This is a genomic window from Streptomyces sp. ISL-43, assembly GCF_018614195.1.
In the GTDB taxonomy this organism is placed as follows: domain Bacteria; phylum Actinomycetota; class Actinomycetes; order Streptomycetales; family Streptomycetaceae; genus Streptomyces.
Map to the genome: position 1 here is coordinate 288,305 of NZ_JAGGOT010000008.1, position 16,609 is coordinate 304,913.

Consider the following 16,609-nt stretch of genomic DNA (forward strand, 5'->3'; position numbering starts at 1 on the left):
TCGGGTGCTCCGGCCTCGGCGCTCCGGTCGATGTTTCACGTGAAACATGCCGTCTGCGGGGAAACGGACGCACTAGCCTCGGTGGCTATGACCCTCCTGCACCTGTTCGACCTCGACGGGACCCTGATGTACGGCACGGCGGCGCCGGTCGAGATCTCCCGGCAGCTCGGGCTGACCGTCGAGATCGCCGAGCTCGAGCGGAGCTTCGCCGCCCAGGAGATCGGACCGCACCAGTTCGCGCTGGCGGTCCAGAAGCTCTGGACGGGACTGACTCCGGCGCACGTCCGGGCGGCGTTCGACGGCGCGCCGTGGCTCATGGGGATCCGGGAGGTCTGGCAGGAGATCCGGGAGCGCGGGGATTACTGCGCGGTGGTCTCGCTGTCGCCCTCCTTCTTCGTGGAGCTCCTGCTGGAGTGGGGCGCGCACGCCGCGCACGGCTCGGTGTTCCCGGAGGTCCCCTTCACACGGCCCGTGGAGGTGGCGGGGATCCTGACGCCCGAGGGCAAGGTGACGATCGCCGACCGGCTGTGCGAGCGGTTCGGTGTGAGCCGGGCCGACTGTGTCGCCTACGGGGACTCCAGCACCGATGTGGCGCTCTTCGACGTCGTGCCGCTCTCGGTCGCGGTGAACGCCCGGCCGTTCCTGGCGGAGCGTGCGACGCACGTCTACGAGGGCCGGGACCTGCGGGAGGCGTACCAGCTGGCAGGGGTGGCGCGCACGGGAGTTGAGGCATCTTAAGGGGAAAGTGGGTTCGAAACGCGGAATTCCCGCATTTCCCCGCAAGCTCTGGGGCGGGCTGGCACGCTGTGGAACCCGGAACCACGGATTCGAAGGCCGTGGCGTGTGCAGACCTACCGAGATGTTCGAAGCGAGGCACCGCATGGACGCTCCGCCCACCAGATCGGCAAGACGGGGGGCAGCCCGGATACCGTCCGGGGACGGTGCGCCCGAGCCCTCCCCCGATGCCGTGCTCATCCGCCGGACCCTCGCGGAGATCGCGCCCGTCGCCGACAAGGTGACCTCCTATTTCTACGCCCTGGTGTTCACGGGGCACCCGGAGCTTCGGGGGATGTTCCCCGCGGCGATGGACGTACAGCGCGACCGGCTGCTGAAGGCCCTGCTGACGGCCGCCGAGCACATCGACGACGCGGAGGCGCTCACCGCCTACCTGCGCCGGCTGGGCACCGGGCACCGCAAGTACGGCACCCAGCCAGGGCACTACCCGCCGGTGGGCGAGGCCCTGATCGGCGCGCTGGCCCGGTACGCGGAAGCCACCTGGGGGCCGGAGACCGAGGCCGCGTGGGTGCGGGCGTACACCGCCATCTCCCAGATCATGATCGACGCGGCGGCCGAGGCCGAGACCAAGGCGCCGCCGTGGTGGCACGCCGAAGTGGTCTCGCACGATCTGCGCACCTCCGACATCGCGGTGCTCACCGTCCGCCCCGACCAGCCGTACCCCTTCCTCGCAGGCCAGTACACGAGCCTGGAGACCCCGTGGTGGCCGAGGGTGTGGCGGCACTACTCCTTCGCCTCGGCCCCGCGCGCGGACGGTCTGCTGTCCTTCCACGTCAAGGCCGTTCCGGCGGGATGGGTCTCCAACGCGCTGGTACGGCACGCCCGGCCGGGCGACGTACTGCGGCTCGGGCCGCCGGCCGGATCGATGGTGGTCGACCACAGCACCGACAACGGCATGCTGTGCCTGGGCGGCGGTACCGGCATCGCCCCGATCAAGGCACTGATCGAGGACGTGGCCGAGCACGGCGAACGCCGTCCGGTCGAGGTGTTCTTCGGGGCGCGCAGCGACAACGACCTGTACGACAAGGACACCTTGCTCGGGCTGCAGCGCTCGCACCCCTGGCTGTCGGTGCGCCCGGTGGTCTGCGCCGAGGGGCTGGCCGGACAGCTGCCGCAGGCCGTCGGCACCAACGGGCCCTGGAGCTCCTACGACGCGTTCATCTCGGGACCGGCCGCGATGATCCGCAGCGGGGTGGACGCGCTGAAGCGGATCGGGATCCCCGAGGAGCGCATCCGGCACGACGCCGTGGAGGAGCTGGCGGGCGTCGCCGGCTGATTCCGGCAGGCGCCCGCGGTCGGTAGGGGTCAGCCCAGGTCAGGGGCGTGCATCGCGCGCACGCCCTCGATGTTGCCGTCGAGGTAGTGGCGAAGGGACAGCGGGACGAGGTGGACCGCGGCGATGCCGACGCGGCTGAAGGGCACGCGGACGATCTCGTACTCGCCCTCCGGCTCGTCGATCTCCGGGCCGTGCCGCTGGCTGGGGTCCATGGATTCGAGGTGGCAGACGAAGAAGTGCTGGACCTTGACGCCGGTCACCCCTCGGTCGGCGATGTGCTCGACGGTGTCGACGAAGCAGGGCACGACATCGGTGATCTTCGCGCCGAGCTCCTCGTGGAGTTCTCGGTGGAGGGCGTCGACGACGGTCAGGTCCGAGGGTTCCACGCCTCCGCCGGGGGTGAGCCAGTAAGGATCGACGCCGGGCTTGGTGCGCTTGATGAGGATCAGGTCGTCACCGTCGAGCAGGATCGCGCGGGCGGTGCGTTTGACCACTGGACGTTCGGTCATGGGAGAAGAGTGGCCCAGACTTCCGCTTCTGAAACGCGTGCCCTCGAAACCCGCGCGCGCACGGGTCCCGCGGGGCCGGGAGCCGGGGGGTCCGAGCCGCCGGGCGGGAGGCTCGGACCGCCGTGCGGACGGCTGTTCAGGTCTGCGCGCCCGCCGCGTCGAGGGCCCGCAGCACGTCTGCGACCAGGTCCTGCGTGTCCTCGGCCCCGGCGGAGAAGCGGATGAACCCTTCCGGCACGTCGTCGCCGCCCCACCGCCTGCGCCGCTCGGCGGTGGACCGTACCCCGCCGAAACTGGTGGCGTCCTCGACGAGGCGCAGCGCGGCCATGAACCGTTCCGCGTGCGCGCGGTCGGCCAGGGTGAAGGAGACGACCGAGCCGAAGCCCCGCATCTGACGCGCCGCCGTCTTGTGGGAGGGGTCCGAGGGCAGGCCGGGGTAGCGCAGGCCGGTGACGTCGGCGCGGTCGGCGAGGGCTTCGGCGACGGCGAGCGCGTTGGCCCACTGCCGCTGCGCGCGCAGCTGGATGGTGGACAGGGAGCGGTGGGCGAGCCAGGCCTCCATGGGGCCCGGGATCGCGCCGACCACCTTGCGCCAGCGGCGGATGCCCGCGGCGAGCTCCGCGTCGCGGCAGACGACGTAGCCGAGCAGCAGGTCGCCGTGGCCGGTGAGGCCCTTGGTGCCGCTGGCCACCGAGAAGTCGGCTCCCAGTTCGAGGGGGCGCTGGCCGAGCGGTGTCGCGAGGGTGTTGTCGACGGCGACCAGGGTTCCGCCGGCGTGCGCCGCGTCCACGAGGCGCCGTACGTCGCAGACGTCGAGCCCGGGGTTGGAGGGGGTCTCCAGCCACAGCAGCCGGGCTCCGTCGAGGACGGAGAGCTGGGCGTCCTCGCCGGTGGGGGCGGTGCGCACGTGGACCCCGTACGCCTTCAGCTGCTCCCGGACGAGCGGCAGGACCTGGTAGCCGTCGTCGGGCAGGACGACGGTGTCGCCGGCGCGTGCCTGGGAGAGCAGGACGGCGGAGACGGCGGCCATGCCGGAGGCGAAGACGACGGTGTCCACGCCGTCCGTGCCGGGGGCCTCCAGTTCCCCGATGGCCCGCTCGAGCAGGGTCCAGGTGGGGTTGGTATCGCGGCCGTAGGTGTAGGGGCCGTCCACGTCGCCGGGGAGGTGGAAGTGGGCGGCGAAGACGGGGCCGGGCAGCGGCGGTTCGTTCTTGACGGGCTCGGGCAGTCCGGCGCGGACGGCCAAGGTGCCGTCGCCGAGCCCCTGGGCGCGCGGGGGCGAGCTGTCGGATGCGCTCATCGGGTGTGCTCCTTCACGGCTTCGCGTACGGCGTCCAGCAGGCCGGGGCTCGCCGCCTCGACCAGGTCCAGGCACTCCTGGAATCCGGCGGGGGGACCGTAGTAGGGATCGGGTACGTCGCCCTGCGCGGCCGGGGCCGCCGGGTCGTAGGACCGCAGCAGCCGGACCTTGGCGGCGTCCTGCGGGGAGGGGGCGAGCGCCCGCAGGTCGCGCAGGTGCCCGGCGTCGAGCGCTATGACGAGATCGAGGCCGGCGAACCAGGAGGCCCGGAACTGCCGGGCCCGGTGGTCCTGCTCGTACCCGGCGGCCTCCAGGACGGCCACGGTGCGCGGGTCGGCACCGTCCCCCTCGTGCCAGCCGCCGGTGCCGGCGCTGTCGACCGCGACCAGGCCCGCGAGCCCGGCGTCGGCCACGTGGGAGCGGAAGACGGCCTCGGCCATGGGTGAGCGGCAGATGTTGCCGGTGCAGACGAAGCACACGCGGTACACGGGCGGCCGCTTCAGTTCTTGTCGGGCAGGACCGTGTTCGCGGCCCAGGAGACGATGGAGATGATCAGGGCGCCGATGACCGCGGTCCAGAAGTTGTCGACGTGGAAGCTGAGGTCGAACTGCTTGGCCAGCCAGGAGGTCAGCATCAGCATCGCCGCGTTCACCACGAGGGTGAACAGTCCGAGGGTGAGGATGAAGAGCGGCAGCGAGAACAGCTTCACCACGGGCTTGACGATGAAGTTGACCAGGCCGAAGATCAGCGCGACCAGGATCAGGGTGAGCGTGCGGCGGCCCAGGCTGCTGCCGTCGTCCAGCGTGATACCCGCGAGGAGCCAGATGGCGACGGCAAGGGCCGCGGCGTTGGCGAGGGTCTTGACTACGAAATTCGTCATGTGTCTGATCGTTGCAGAGTTGGTCCCGGTGGAACATCAGCTGATCTGCGGATGCTTGCGGCACGAGAGAGTACAAGGGGTACAAAGACGATGAAGGCCTTCAGGCTGACCGAGCTCGAGGCCGAGCGCGCCGCGAACGAGGGTGCCTACCTGCAGTTCCTGCGCGAGCGGAACATGTCGGTCGGGCTCTACGCGCTGGACGCCGGGCAGAGCGATCCCCAGCAGCCGCACGGCCAGGACGAGGTGTACTTCGTCGTGAGCGGCCGGGCCTCGATCACCGTCGGGGAGGAGACGACGACCGTGGCGAACGGGAGCGTGGTCTACGTCCCGGCCGGAGTGCCGCACAAGTTCCACCACATCACCGAGAACCTCAAGGTGATGGTGGTCTTCTCGCCGCCGGAAGGGTGAACCGGCCGGGCGGCTGAGGGTTCGGGGCCCGGTCCCCCTAGGGGGCGGATCAGGGGACTCCGGGGGCTCGCGGGCCCCCGCCGGCAGCCGTGGCCTCCTAGCATCGAAAGCAGGAAGTCACGGACAAGGAAGAGGTTGGGACATGGAAGGCATCCGAGGGATGTTCGAAGGCACGCCCTGGTGGGTCAAGTGGGTCGCCGTTCCGCTGCTTGTGGTCTTCGTTTTCGGCGGTGTGATCACCAGCGTCCTGAGCGCGCTGATCGGCTTCCTCTTCAAGGCGCTCCTCCTCGTGGCCCTCGTCGGCGGACTGATCTTCGTCGTAAAGAAGTTCACCGGCGGCGGCTCCAAGTCCTCCGCCGGTGAGTGGTAGAAACGGCGCGACCCGGGCGGCTTCGGGATTAACCCAGGTGAGGGAACGTGAAGCACTAAACCGCTCACAGGCCGGGAATCGGCGGATAGAGTGGCAATCTGTGCCGTTTCCTGGGCACCGAAAGCCGGTACTGCCGCCCTGACCTGCGGTCCTTTCAGCCGCCGAGCACGACCCCCAGGAGTCACGGCACACGCGGGGGCGGCCCCCGCAGGGCGGGCCCCCGCGGCCTGCCGCCACGCCTGGGGGTGAGCTTTGTCTTCGGTTCACAACGCCGGTGTGCCGACCCTGATCGGTTCGGTGCAGAGGGCGCTGAGGCTGCTCGAAGCGGTGGGCTCCCATAGCGAGGGAGCCCCGGCGAAACAGTTGGCGCGCGAGGCCGGGCTCCCGCTTCCCACCGCGTACCACCTGCTGCGCACCCTGACACACGAGGGCTATCTGCGCCGGGAGAGCGGCGTCTTCGTCCTGGGAGACGCCGCGGGCCGGCTGGCGGGCGGCGGGCTCCAGCAGAAACGTCGCAGCATGATCCTCGACTCCCTCGCGCACTTCCGCGACGCGGTCGGGGCCCCCGTCTACTTCGCGGTCTACCGCGAGGGTGAAATCGAAGTCGTCGGCGTATCGGACACCGCGGCCAACCCGGCCTGCGAGGAGTGGGCCGATTTCCGCGAGACCGGCCACGCGCACGCCGTCGGACAGTGCCTGCTCGGCCAGCTCGACGAGAAGGCGCGCAAGGACTACTACGACCGCCACCCGGTCGAGGCCCTCACCGCCTACACCGTGAGGGACGTCCACGCCCTCGAGCAGCGCATCAGCTCCATGGAGCGGATGCAGCCGGTGACCGAGCGGCAGGAATACTCCCTCGGGACGGTGTGCGCGGCCATCCCCATCACGGCCGGCGACACCGCCGCGACCATGGCGATTTCCCTCCCTCTGCACCACGAGGACCGATTGCTGTATGCGGTCGATCGGCTACGGAGTGAAGTAGGCGCGCTGTTGAGCACCCTCTCGTTCTCTATCAGTATCTGAAAACTCACTCCTTGTGATCTGCAAGCGCTTACACCACTCTTGTCAAGAGGGCCCTGGGGGATCATTCCTGGCCACTTCCACTAAAGCGGGGTAGGCAATGCGCGAGTCGGTACAGGCAGAGGTCATGATGAGCTTCCTCGTTTCCGAGGAGCTCTCGTTCCGGATCCCGGTGGAGCTCCGGTACGAGGCTCGGGACCCCTACGCGGTCCGCCTGACGTTCCACCTTCCCGGAGACGCGCCCGTGACGTGGGCGTTCGGCCGGGAGCTTCTTCTCGACGGCATCAACAAGCCGTGCGGCGACGGCGACGTCCACATCGCTCCCACCGACCCGGAGGACCTGTCCGATGTCCACATCCGGCTGCAGGTGGGCGCGGACCGGGCTCTCTTCCGGGCGAGTGCGGCGCCGCTCGTGGCGTTCCTCGACCGCACCGACCGAATCGTTCCGCTCGGCCAGGAGCGCAACCTCGGAGACTTCGAGGAGAACCTCGACGATGCGCTCGACAAGATCCTGGCCGGATCCCGGCAGAACGAGCAGAACGCGGGCTGACGCCAGGCGTCACCGTGCGTAAGCATCACCGCACGTAAGCAGTGCGCAAAGCACCGCACGTAAGCAGCACCGCAGCACCGCAGCACCGCAGCACGGCTCAGCGTGCCGACGCGCTGAGTGCTCCGCATTGCCGTTCCTCGCGACCGGCCGTGTGCGCGACCTGACCAGCCGCGCCCGCCGGTCCGCCTTTCAGCGCTTGCGCCGCCGGCCCCTGCCGCCGCGCAGCGGCCCCGAGGCCGCCGCGGTCGCCGGGTCCGGCGCGCGGTCGGCCGATACCACCAGCGCGGCCAGGGCCGTGGTCACGGGTACCGAGGCGACCAGTCCGATCGAGCCCACGAGGGTTCGTACGATCTCCTCCGCGACCAGCTCGCTGTTGGCCACCGCGCCCATGCTGCTGTTCGCGATCGAGAACAGCAGCAGCAGGGGCAACGCCGCGCCCGCGTATGCCAGTACCAAGGTGTTGACCACGGAGGCGATGTGGTCGCGACCGATGCGGATGCCCGCCCGGTACAGGCCGCGCGGCCCCATCTTCGGGTCGGCCTGGTGGAGTTCCCAGACCGCCGACGTCTGGGTGACCGTCACATCGTCGAGTACGCCGAGCGATCCGATGATGACGCCCGCGAGCAGCAGACCGCTCATGTCGATGTCGGGGTAGAGCCCGTGGATCAGCCCGGTGTTGTCATCTGTGTTGCCGCTGAGGAACGCCCAGTCGATGAACAGCGAGCCCAGCAGGCCGATCAGCAGCAGTGAGACGAGCGTGCCGAGGACCGCGACCGAGGTGCGGGCGGTCAGGCCGTGGCACATGTAGAGCGCGATCAGCATGATCGCGCTGGCCCCTACCACCGCCACGACCAGCGGGTTCGAGCCCTGCAGGATCGCAGGGAGGATGAAGAGGGTCAGTACGGCGAAGCTGACGGCGAGGGCGATGAGCGCGAACAGCCCGCGCATCCGCCCGACGAGGACGACGGCGAGGGCGAAGATGCCGGCCAGCAGGGCGATCGGGAACTTGCGGTTCACGTCGATCACGGAGTACTGGAGATCCCGCGGCGCGTCGGGCGCGTAGGCGACCACCACTTCCTGACCGTCTCTCAACTGCCGTGGTGCGCCGGGCTGGACGATCTCGAAGAACTCGCGGCCCTTGTCCGGGCCGGTGCCGACCTCGACGGTGGCCTTCTTGCACTCGCCGTTCTGCGAGGCCACGGCCTCGCGTCCCTCGGGGGTGGAGGTGTCGCCCGTGGCGGGCACCTGCGCCGCGTTCACGGACTTGCAGTCGACCCGCGCCAGCGAGACGACCTTGCCCTGCTGGGTCTGCCGGTCGAAGCCCACCCCGGTGCGCTCGTGGCCCGGGGCGCCGCCCGGCCACAGCACCGCCATGCCGATCACCACGGCGGTGGCGAAGGGGATCAGTACGGCCGCGATCACCTTTCGCAGGTGCTTCGACACGGGAGCCGCCGGTCCGTGGCTGTGGGAATGGCCGTGGGAGTGCCCGGGCTCAGGGTGCGCGTGGCCGGTGTGATCGGTGGGGTCAGAGGGCTCGGTGGGGGGATGCGGCGAGGACGTCACCGGCTGATCATCGCAAGAGATGAGGGGGCCCACTGTTCAGCACGCCACACATGACGCTAGCGTGGGGGCTACTTTGCACAACGCGGGAGCTCGGAGCACCGGGCTGAGAGGGCGCTGATCACCGTACGCGCGTCAGATTGCGTACGGGAAGAGGCTGCGTCGACCGCCGAACCTGTTACCGGGTAATGCCGGCGTAGGGAGATCAGGTCTCATGACCATTCAGGACGCACGCACGCCTGCCGTCGGCCAGGACGCCGATGGCCAGACCGAGCGCCAGCCCGGCTGGCACAAGGGTTACCTGGCGGGCTCCCGGCCCGACATCCGGGTGCCGGTCCGCCAGGTCCATCTCACCACCGGCAAGGACGTGACGCTCTACGACACGTCCGGGCCGTACACCGACCCGCAGATCGAGACCGACGTGCGCCGCGGCCTGCCGCCGCTGCGCGAGAACTGGATCATCGGCCGCGGCGACACCGAGGAGTACGCGGGCCGTCCCGTGCGCCCCGAGGACGACGGCATCAAGCACACCTCGCCGCGCGGTGGCCTCAAGAACCTCGACGCGGTCTTCCCGGGCCGTTCGCGCCAGCCCCGCCGGGGCCGTGGCGGCGCCGCCGTCACGCAGCTCGCGTACGCCCGCCGGGGCGAGATCACCCCGGAGATGGAGTACGTCGCGATCCGCGAGAACGTCTCCCCCGAGGTCGTCCGCGAGGAGATCGCCGCAGGTCGCGCGGTCATGCCCGTGAACGTGAACCACCCCGAGATCGAGCCGATGATCATCGGCAAGCGGTTCCTGGTGAAGGTCAACGCCAACATCGGCAACTCCGCGGTCACCTCCTCGATCGAGGAGGAGGTCGACAAGATGACCTGGGCGACCAAGTGGGGCGCCGACACGGTCATGGACCTCTCGACCGGCCGCAACATCCACACCACCCGCGAGTGGGTGCTGCGCAACTCTCCCGTGCCGATCGGCACCGTGCCGCTGTACCAGGCGCTGGAGAAGGTCGACGGCCGTGCCGAGGACCTGACCTGGGAGATCTACAAGGACACGGTCATCGAGCAGGCCGAGCAGGGCGTCGACTACATGACGGTCCACGCCGGCGTGCTGCTGTCGTACGTGCCGCTCACCGCGCGCCGCAAGACCGGCATCGTCTCGCGCGGCGGCTCGATCATGGCCGCGTGGTGCCTGGCGCACCACAAGGAGAACTTCCTCTACACGAACTTCGAAGAGCTCTGCGAGATCCTCGCGACGTACGACGTCACGTACTCGCTGGGTGACGGCCTGCGCCCCGGTTCCATTGCGGACGCCAACGACGCGGCGCAGTTCGCGGAGCTGAAGACGCTGGGCGAGCTGAACACGATCGCCAAGCGGTACAACGTGCAGACGATGATCGAGGGCCCCGGGCACGTCCCGATGCACAAGATCAAGGAGAACATCGACCTTCAGCAGGAGATCTGCGAGGAGGCGCCGTTCTACACGCTCGGCCCGCTGACCACGGACGTCGCGCCCGCCTATGACCACATCACCTCCGGCATCGGCGCCGCGATGATCGCCTGGTGGGGCACCGCGATGCTCTGCTACGTCACGCCCAAGGAGCACCTGGGCCTGCCGAACCGCGACGACGTGAAGACCGGCGTCATCACGTACAAGATCGCGGCGCACGCGGCGGACCTGGCCAAGGGCCACCCGGGCGCCCAGGAGTGGGACGACGCCCTGTCGGACGCGCGGTTCGAGTTCCGCTGGGAGGACCAGTTCAACCTGGCCCTCGACCCGGACACGGCCCGCGAGTTCCACGACGAGACCCTCCCGGCCGAACCGGCGAAGACCGCGCACTTCTGCTCCATGTGCGGTCCGAAGTTCTGCTCGATGAAGATCTCCCAGGACATCCGCCGCCAGCACGGCGGCGACCTGAAGGCCGATGAGATCCAGGCGGGCATGGCGGAGAAGTCCGCCGAGTTCGCGGCGGCGGGCAACCGCGTGTACCTCCCGCTGGCCGACTGACCCCGCTCCGGCGCACACGGGCAGGCCCGCGACCCAGAGGGGGAGTCGCGGGCCTGCCCGTCGTGCAGGACGTGTGCGCCGGGTGCGGCGGTCAGGCGTGGACCGGGGCTGCCGCACCCAGTTTGCGCTGGGCGAATTCGAGGTTCGCGAGGATCCGGTCGTGCTCTTTCCGGGGAAGCTTGCCTTCGTGGAGGAGGCGTTCGCAGCACTCCATCGACTCCTGGTACTCGCCCACCCAGTAGGAAGCCACCGCGAGTTCGTCGAGCGCGCGCCAGTCGTGCCACGCGAACTCGACGAACAGGATGTCGTCCGGGTACGGCATCCGCACTGCCTGCCGGGCGAACATGTAGGCGAGGGGCCAGCGGCCTTCGAGGCGGCAGAGGCGGGAGAGCTCGCCGAGGGCCTCGGCGCGTGAGGGACGGCTCTCGTGTGCGCGGAGATAGCGGTCGACCACCTCGGCCGACGGCCTCTCGAGGGTGGCCGCCAGCCGCGCGGCGTAGAGCTGCGCGCAGTAGATCTCCTCGGCCCAGCCGCCCATGGCCGCCCGGCGGTCGTAGGTGGCGAGAGACTTCTCCGGCTCTCCCGCGTCGCGCCAGCTCTGGGCCAGGTAGAACGCGTACCGGGTGTTGTCGGGTTCCTTTGCGAGGCCCTCGGTGAGGACTTCCGCGTCGCGCAGGTACTTCGCCCGGTGGCCTTCTTCCCGGAGGCGGCCCCCACCGCCGACGGAGAGGATGTTGAATCCCTCGATCACACCGCGGCTGTACTCGGTGTCGCATTCGATGTACTCGTGGAGTACGCCCACGTACCGCCAGGGCAGCCGGTTGGAGACCAGCGCGGGCCGCCAGTGGACGATCGGGCCGTCGTGCAGCGCGATCTGGTACGCGTCGAGGGTCAGGTCCGGCATGCGGAACCCGGGACGTACCTGCATCTCGTCGTCGCCGTCGATGAACAGCAGATAGTCGGCGCTGGAGCGCGCGAGTTCGATCGCCTCGGTGCGGCTGCCGTCGAAACCTTTCCACGGCCGGTCGTGCAGAGTGCCGGGCAGATCGCTGAAGCAGTCCCGGATGACGTCCTGGGTGCCGTCGGTGGAGCCGGTGTCCACGATCACCCAGGTGTCGATCAGGGGGCGCACCGACTCCAGGCACTTCCGGATCGTCGGCGCCTCGTTCTTGACGATCATGTTCAGACAGATGGTCGGCTTCACCGCAACACCCTCTCTTCGGACGGATCGCGGGCGACGTTAGGGAGTGCGACTGCCGATGGTGTGGCGGCACGCCGATGGCACTGCCAGAGGGTGGCCGTCGACGAGCCCGTTAGTGGGTATCCGATAGGCCGATTCATTGATTTACACACCTGGCGGCTCAAGGTGCCGGACTCGTCTTCCGTAGCTCCCCAAGGAAGTTCGAACTCGCGGCTGGGGCGTCACCCGTTCAGGCTCGCATTCTGTTCCGAAGGAGCGCTGCAAATGAGTCGTGAGCAGCGGACCAGGCCGCAACTCGGTCCCATCCCCCGCAACCGGGCCTGGATCGCGGGAGGTGCCCTGGCCTCGCTCTCCTCGTGCTCGTGGGCATGGGCAGTCCTGTCGTCGCGGCGGTCAAGCCGGCCGTCACGGCCGTGAGAGCCGCCGCCCCGTCGGGCGGCGGAGGCGACGACTGCGAGCCGCACGACTGGTCGCCGGGCGGCGACAAGAACCGGATCGGCGGGGACGAGGGCTGGGGCGACGACGACGGGCGCGGTCCCCACGATGGGCACCACGACGGCCACGACGAAGAGTGCCGGCCCTCCGGTCCGACGGGTCCCACGGGTCCGCGAGGTCCGAAGGGTTAAAAAGGGCGCAACGGGTGCTACGGGCGCCACCGGTGCGACTGGTCCGGCCGGTGAGGCCGGTGAGGCCGGTGAGGCCGGTGAGGCCGGTGCGACGGGTCCGGCTGGTGCGACGGGTCCGGCCGGTGAGCCCGGTGCGACCGGTGCGACGGGTCTGGCTGGTGAGCCCGGTGCGACCGGTGCGACCGGTGCGACAGGTCCGGCTGGTGAGCCCGGTGCGACGGGTCCGGCCGGCGCCACCGGTGCGACCGGTGCCGCGGGTGCTACGGGTGCGACCGGCCCTGCCGGGGCGTGCAACGCCATCGCCAACTACAAGCCCAGCGGATCCCGCGAGATCAAGGCGGTGATGATCAACGGGATCGCGTACGTCGGAATCCGGGGTATCGGGACCCCCCCGACGAACTTCGACTGGCACAACCTGACCAACCCCGCGCGCAACCCGAACTACCCGTCCGGAGTGGCGTGCGGAATCGCCGTCGACGAGCACTCCAACGGGGCCAACATCGAGGTGTCGACCACCACCGGGCAGGTCTGGGAGACCTTCTGTGAGGTCGATAACCCCACACCGTCTCTGAACTGCGGGACAGCGGTGATGGGGCAACAGCACCCGTGGGTTCTGATCACCCCCGGCCCCATGACCGCTCCCATGCTGAACATGGCCGCCAAGAACCAGCCCTTCAAGAGCCCGCCCGCCAAGAAGCCTGCCGTCAAGAACCAGGCTGCCAAGAAGCCGGCCGCCAACCACACGGTGAACAAGGGCAACAAGCAGCGCCCCTAGCACCCGAACGGGTGACCCCGGCGGTAGCACCAACACCATGACCCAACAGTGAACCAAGCGGCCCGGAGTGCCGCCGGACCTCAGTCCGGCCGGTGCTCCGGGCTGCCGACGTCCGGGCTGCCGAAGTCGCCATGACCTGATGCTCGCGGATCGGGGGCTTGCGTTGGAGTGCGCTCCAACTTTTACAGTGCGGCCCATGAGCATGCGATACCGAATTCTGGGTGGGACCGGCATCGAGGTCAGCGCGCACTGCCTCGGCACGATGATGTTCGGGGCGGTGGGCAATCCGGATCACGAGGAGTGCGCGCGGATCATCCACGCCGCGCTCGACCACGGGATCAACTTCGTGGACACCGCGGACATGTATTCCGCCGGGGAGTCCGAGACGATCGTGGGCAAGGCCCTCAGGGGCCGGCGGGACGATGTCGTGCTCGCGACCAAGGTGCACTTCCAGATGGGCGAGGGCCGCAACCGCAGCGGGAACTCGCGGCGTTGGATCGTGCGCGCTGTCGAGGACAGCCTGCGGCGGCTGGACACCGACTGGATCGACCTCTACCAGGTGCACCGGCCCGATCACGGGACGGACGTCGAGGAGACCCTGTCGGTTCTCGGCGATCTGGTGCGGGCCGGCAAGATACGGGCCTTCGGCTGCTCCACCTTCCCGGCCGAGGAGATCGTCGAGGCGCATCACGTCGCCGAACGGCGGGCCCTGCCGAGGTTCCGGACCGAGCAGCCGCCGTACTCGATCCTCGCGCGGGGGATCGAGAGCAGCGTGCTGCCGGTGGCCCGGCGGTACGGGATGGGCGTCCTGACCTGGAGCCCGCTCGCGTCAGGGTTCCTGAGCGGGAAGTACCGGCTCGGCGGTGCCATCGACCTGACCTCGGGGCGTGCGGCGCTGACTCCCGCCCGCTTCGACCCCGCGATTCCGGGCAATGTCGCGAAGCTGGAGGCCGTGGAGCAGCTGGTGGAGCTCGCCGACTCCATCGGCTGCACGCTTGCCGAGCTGGCCGTGGCCTTCCCGCTGGCGCATCCCGCCGTCACCTCGGTGATCATCGGCCCGCGGACCATGGAGCAGCTGGAGTCACTGGTGAAGGGTTCCGGGCTGGTCCTCGACGACGCGACCCTCGACCGGATCGACGAGATCGTGGAGCCGGGCCGGAATCTGTACCACCCGGACGGGGCCTGGCGCCTGCCGGCGCTGGCGGATGTCGCGCAGCGGAGGCGGGCGCTGGGAGACCGGTCCGCCGGTTAGACGGGCGGGCACTCGGGAGTTTCACGTGAACAGGGACGGATGTTTCACGTGAAGCATCCGCTCGGCACGGCGGTGCGCGGACCCGAGTGGCCGTGTGGCGGGCCGCCGAGTGGCGGTGTGCGCTGCGCCGTTCCGCTGACGGATGGGCGCGCCGGTCGGACTCGCGAGGGCGCGGTCTTCAGGATGGCCCGCGGAGCCCGGTCTTATTTCCGGACTTCTGAGTTCCATTCGATCCCGTGTGCGCGAGGAGCGGTAGATGAGTTCTGAGAACAAGGCCCGTACGTACCTGGGGCCGGTGCCCCGTCGGGCCGGCTGGCTGACGGGAGGCACGCTCGCCTCGGTGGCGCTGGTGCTGGCGGGGATGGCATCCCCGGCGGTCGCGCTGGCCCCGGTGCCGGGGAGTCCGGAGTACTGCAAGTCCGAGCATCGCAGTGCGGACGCCACCGGGGCCCAGGGGGCGGCGGTCGAGACCGCTCCGATTGTTCACGACGACGACGACGACGAGTGCAACGTGGGCCCGACGGGCCCACGGGGCCCGCGTGGACACAAGGGGGCGACGGGTCCGACCGGGCCGCAGGGCTACCCCGGCGCCACCGGCGCCACGGGTCCGACCGGCGCCACGGGTTCCACCGGTGCGACGGGTCCCACGGGTCCGACGGGGCCGGTGGGTGCCACCGGGCCGTGCAGTGACATCGACAGCTTCGCGCCCTCGGACAACGAGGACTTCCACGCCGCGCTCACCGGCGGTCACACCTTCGCGGGCCGGGCCAGCACCGTGGGTGGCGTACCCGCCTGGATCGACGTCTCCGGCCTTCCCGGCTACCCCAACAGCACGGAAACCGGAGTCGCCTGTGGAGTCTCCATCGATGGACAGGCCACTGCCGCGTACATCAAGGTGCTGACGACCACCGGCCGGGTGTTCCAGCTGCACATCGCGGTCACCGGGCAGACCTTCGTCCCCGACGCCGCCGGCTGGCAGGAGCAGACGCCGGCGCCCGTCCCCGTCGTCCGTGCCAAGGGCGTCTCCAAGGGAGAAGTCGAATGGAAGGGAGACCTCGGCTACGCGGGTCCGTCGAACGGCCTTCGCACCGAGTAGCCCTCACTCCGGCTCGGTCTCCGGGCCGCCGAAGTCCGGGCTCGTGAAGTCCGGTGACGCGTAACCGGGACGGGACCCCTGCGCAGGGGCCCCCGGGCTGGTGAAGTGGGGCCGGGTGTATCCCAGGTTGGGGATGCGCCCGGCCCCCGGCGTACGGGGGGTCGGATACGACGCCCCCGAGCTCGGATCGGCCAGCGCGTCCCGCAGGAACGGCATGATGCCGCGCTCCAGCAGGGCGTTGCGCCAGGCCTCCCGGGCCCGTGCCACCTCGTCGGGTACCGCCTCGGTCTCGTCCGCCACCACCTCGGTGGAACTGTTGCGGACGGCCGTCACCAGCAGCCCGACCACGGCGAAGAGCAGCGCGGCGGCGGTGAGCCCGCCGAAGAGCCAGCCCGCCGTCAGCATCGTGTCGGCGAAGGCGGGTTCGGGCTCGATCATCTTCAGGATGTAGCCCACCATCAGGAAGATCAGCATGGCGGTGCCGGCCAGGACCGGCGCGAGGACCGCGACCACGGCGCTGACGCCCGCGCCGCCGCCCGCGCCCTGTCCGCCGCCCTCCTCCCCCGTCGTTCCGGGGGTGGACAGGATCTCGTCCTGCCGCTCTTTGCGGATCTTCACGTAGTGGTCGTACTCGGCCGCGGCCGCGGCCGTCAGCAGTGCGGTGGCCGCCATGGCCATGGTGCGCAGCTGTTCGGCGTTCAGCCGTTCGCCGATGGTGGCGAGCTCGGGCCGGTCGTTCGCGGTGCGCAGCGCCTCGTCGAGGAGCCGATCGAACTCCGGTCGGTCTTCGGTGAGCAGGTGCGGAGCGCTGGTCATGTGCATCCCCCGATGCTCCGTAGAAGCCGGTATGCCCGCGTAGACCCGGGCGCCGGCACAAACGGAGGAGAGCCTGCTACGGATAGAGCGATGGTAGAGCGCCCACGCCGTACGTTGACAGGGGCTTTCCGGAAATACCCAGCTCCGGGAAGCCCTAGTGCTGCTCCGCACAA

18 protein-coding genes and 1 riboswitch are annotated in these 16,609 nt (G+C 69.9%); of the genes, 11 read left to right on the plus strand and 7 right to left on the minus strand.

The features are described from left to right. Positions 1-87: 87 nt before the first annotated feature. Together J7F03_RS05150 and J7F03_RS05155 are read left to right on the plus strand one after the other, a co-directional pair. Entirely contained in the window at positions 88-738 is a 651-nt protein-coding gene (locus tag J7F03_RS05150; protein ID WP_214947424.1) for an HAD family phosphatase, read from the plus strand. After that, positions 653-2,071 (plus strand): globin domain-containing protein, encoded by a 1,419-nt coding sequence (locus J7F03_RS05155; RefSeq protein WP_308379088.1) that lies wholly within the window; start codon positions 653-655, stop codon positions 2,069-2,071. Before J7F03_RS05150 ends, J7F03_RS05155 begins: the two co-directional genes overlap by 86 nt. A 29-nt stretch (positions 2,072-2,100) precedes the next feature. On the opposite strand, the gene J7F03_RS05160 is transcribed toward J7F03_RS05155, so the two are convergent. The 4 genes from J7F03_RS05160 to J7F03_RS05175 form a co-directional block, all read right to left on the minus strand. Beyond that, positions 2,101-2,580: an NUDIX domain-containing protein gene (locus J7F03_RS05160; protein WP_214947426.1), complete on the minus strand. Its 480-nt coding sequence runs from the start codon at positions 2,578-2,580 to the stop codon at positions 2,101-2,103. Positions 2,581-2,716: 136 nt separating this feature from the next. Continuing rightward, positions 2,717-3,880 (minus strand): cystathionine gamma-lyase, encoded by a 1,164-nt coding sequence (locus tag J7F03_RS05165; RefSeq protein ID WP_214947427.1) that lies wholly within the window; start codon positions 3,878-3,880, stop codon positions 2,717-2,719. Further along, complete coding sequence (locus tag J7F03_RS05170; protein WP_251071462.1) at positions 3,877-4,320, minus strand: low molecular weight protein-tyrosine-phosphatase; 444 nt, start codon at positions 4,318-4,320, stop codon at positions 3,877-3,879. The genes J7F03_RS05165 and J7F03_RS05170 overlap by 4 nt, the downstream gene beginning before the upstream one ends. A 59-nt stretch (positions 4,321-4,379) precedes the next feature. Further along, positions 4,380-4,760: a phage holin family protein gene (locus tag J7F03_RS05175; RefSeq protein WP_214947429.1), complete on the minus strand. Its 381-nt coding sequence runs from the start codon at positions 4,758-4,760 to the stop codon at positions 4,380-4,382. A 90-nt stretch (positions 4,761-4,850) separates the two neighbouring features. Here J7F03_RS05175 and J7F03_RS05180 point away from each other — a divergent pair, with 90 nt between their 5' ends. The 4 genes from J7F03_RS05180 (at position 4,851) to J7F03_RS05195 (ending at position 7,108) form a co-directional block, all read left to right on the plus strand. Next, positions 4,851-5,168 carry a cupin domain-containing protein gene (locus J7F03_RS05180; RefSeq protein ID WP_214947430.1) on the plus strand — a complete coding sequence of 106 codons (318 nt, stop codon included), beginning with the start codon at positions 4,851-4,853 and terminating at the stop codon, positions 5,166-5,168. A 142-nt stretch (positions 5,169-5,310) separates the two neighbouring features. Then, positions 5,311-5,538, plus strand: a complete 228-nt coding sequence (locus J7F03_RS05185; protein ID WP_214947431.1) for a DUF5326 family protein — start codon at positions 5,311-5,313, stop codon at positions 5,536-5,538. Positions 5,539-5,823: 285 nt separating this feature from the next. After that, entirely contained in the window at positions 5,824-6,561 is a 738-nt protein-coding gene (locus tag J7F03_RS05190; protein ID WP_251071463.1) for an IclR family transcriptional regulator, read from the plus strand. A gap of 97 nt (positions 6,562-6,658) precedes the next feature. Further along, positions 6,659-7,108: an SsgA family sporulation/cell division regulator gene (locus J7F03_RS05195; RefSeq protein ID WP_214947433.1), complete on the plus strand. Its 450-nt coding sequence runs from the start codon at positions 6,659-6,661 to the stop codon at positions 7,106-7,108. Positions 7,109-7,297: 189 nt separating this feature from the next. Here the strand turns inward: J7F03_RS05195 and J7F03_RS05200 are convergent, their stop codons facing one another. Next, positions 7,298-8,704 (minus strand): YibE/F family protein, encoded by a 1,407-nt coding sequence (locus tag J7F03_RS05200; RefSeq protein WP_214947434.1) that lies wholly within the window; start codon positions 8,702-8,704, stop codon positions 7,298-7,300. A gap of 39 nt (positions 8,705-8,743) precedes the next feature. After that, a riboswitch (TPP riboswitch) is annotated at positions 8,744-8,888 on the plus strand. Here J7F03_RS05200 and thiC point away from each other — a divergent pair. After that, positions 8,883-10,670, plus strand: a complete 1,788-nt coding sequence (gene thiC / locus J7F03_RS05205; RefSeq protein ID WP_251071413.1) for a phosphomethylpyrimidine synthase ThiC — start codon at positions 8,883-8,885, stop codon at positions 10,668-10,670. (Overlaps the previous riboswitch by 6 nt.) 91 nt (positions 10,671-10,761) lie before the next feature. On the opposite strand, the gene J7F03_RS05210 is transcribed toward thiC, so the two are convergent. Continuing rightward, positions 10,762-11,874, minus strand: coding sequence for a glycosyltransferase (locus tag J7F03_RS05210; protein WP_214947435.1), 1,113 nt, complete (start codon positions 11,872-11,874; stop codon positions 10,762-10,764). Positions 11,875-12,239: 365 nt separating this feature from the next. On the opposite strand from J7F03_RS05210, the gene J7F03_RS05215 reads away from it, so the two are divergent. From J7F03_RS05215 to J7F03_RS41910, 4 genes are all read left to right on the plus strand, one after another. Further along, positions 12,240-12,497 carry a hypothetical protein gene (locus J7F03_RS05215; protein ID WP_214947436.1) on the plus strand — a complete coding sequence of 86 codons (258 nt, stop codon included), beginning with the start codon at positions 12,240-12,242 and terminating at the stop codon, positions 12,495-12,497. Between the two features lie 343 nt (positions 12,498-12,840). After that, positions 12,841-13,272: a hypothetical protein gene (locus J7F03_RS05220; protein WP_214947437.1), complete on the plus strand. Its 432-nt coding sequence runs from the start codon at positions 12,841-12,843 to the stop codon at positions 13,270-13,272. A gap of 202 nt (positions 13,273-13,474) precedes the next feature. Next, complete coding sequence (locus J7F03_RS05225) at positions 13,475-14,524, plus strand: aldo/keto reductase (protein ID WP_214947465.1); 1,050 nt, start codon at positions 13,475-13,477, stop codon at positions 14,522-14,524. 256 nt (positions 14,525-14,780) lie between these two features. Continuing rightward, positions 14,781-15,620 (plus strand): hypothetical protein, encoded by an 840-nt coding sequence (locus J7F03_RS41910; RefSeq protein WP_285440390.1) that lies wholly within the window; start codon positions 14,781-14,783, stop codon positions 15,618-15,620. A 3-nt stretch (positions 15,621-15,623) separates the two neighbouring features. Here J7F03_RS41910 and J7F03_RS05235 read toward each other — a convergent pair whose 3' ends face one another. Continuing rightward, a complete protein-coding gene (locus tag J7F03_RS05235) occupies positions 15,624-16,442 on the minus strand; it encodes a hypothetical protein (RefSeq protein ID WP_214947438.1) in 819 nt (272 codons plus the stop codon). Positions 16,443-16,609: the final 167 nt, after the last annotated feature.

Excerpts from the sequence above, each read along its gene's own strand:
- J7F03_RS05195 (WP_214947433.1), top strand. The coding sequence starts at position 6,659 with ATGCGCGAGTCGGTACAGGCAGAGGTCATGATGAGCTTCCTCGTTTCC.
- J7F03_RS05180 (WP_214947430.1), top strand. The coding sequence starts at position 4,851 with ATGAAGGCCTTCAGGCTGACCGAGCTCGAGGCCGAGCGCGCCGCGAAC.
- thiC (WP_251071413.1), top strand. The coding sequence starts at position 8,883 with ATGACCATTCAGGACGCACGCACGCCTGCCGTCGGCCAGGACGCCGAT.
- J7F03_RS05225 (WP_214947465.1), top strand. The coding sequence starts at position 13,475 with ATGCGATACCGAATTCTGGGTGGGACCGGCATCGAGGTCAGCGCGCAC.
- J7F03_RS05215 (WP_214947436.1), top strand. The coding sequence starts at position 12,240 with ATGGGCAGTCCTGTCGTCGCGGCGGTCAAGCCGGCCGTCACGGCCGTG.
- J7F03_RS05150 (WP_214947424.1), top strand. The coding sequence starts at position 88 with ATGACCCTCCTGCACCTGTTCGACCTCGACGGGACCCTGATGTACGGC.
- J7F03_RS05235 (WP_214947438.1), bottom strand. The coding sequence starts at position 16,442 with ATGCACATGACCAGCGCTCCGCACCTGCTCACCGAAGACCGACCGGAG.
- J7F03_RS41910 (WP_285440390.1), top strand. The coding sequence starts at position 14,781 with ATGAGTTCTGAGAACAAGGCCCGTACGTACCTGGGGCCGGTGCCCCGT.
- J7F03_RS05170 (WP_251071462.1), bottom strand. The coding sequence starts at position 4,320 with ATGGCCGAGGCCGTCTTCCGCTCCCACGTGGCCGACGCCGGGCTCGCG.
- J7F03_RS05165 (WP_214947427.1), bottom strand. The coding sequence starts at position 3,880 with ATGAGCGCATCCGACAGCTCGCCCCCGCGCGCCCAGGGGCTCGGCGAC.
- J7F03_RS05175 (WP_214947429.1), bottom strand. The coding sequence starts at position 4,760 with ATGACGAATTTCGTAGTCAAGACCCTCGCCAACGCCGCGGCCCTTGCC.
- J7F03_RS05185 (WP_214947431.1), top strand. The coding sequence starts at position 5,311 with ATGGAAGGCATCCGAGGGATGTTCGAAGGCACGCCCTGGTGGGTCAAG.
- J7F03_RS05220 (WP_214947437.1), top strand. The coding sequence starts at position 12,841 with ATGATCAACGGGATCGCGTACGTCGGAATCCGGGGTATCGGGACCCCC.
- J7F03_RS05160 (WP_214947426.1), bottom strand. The coding sequence starts at position 2,580 with ATGACCGAACGTCCAGTGGTCAAACGCACCGCCCGCGCGATCCTGCTC.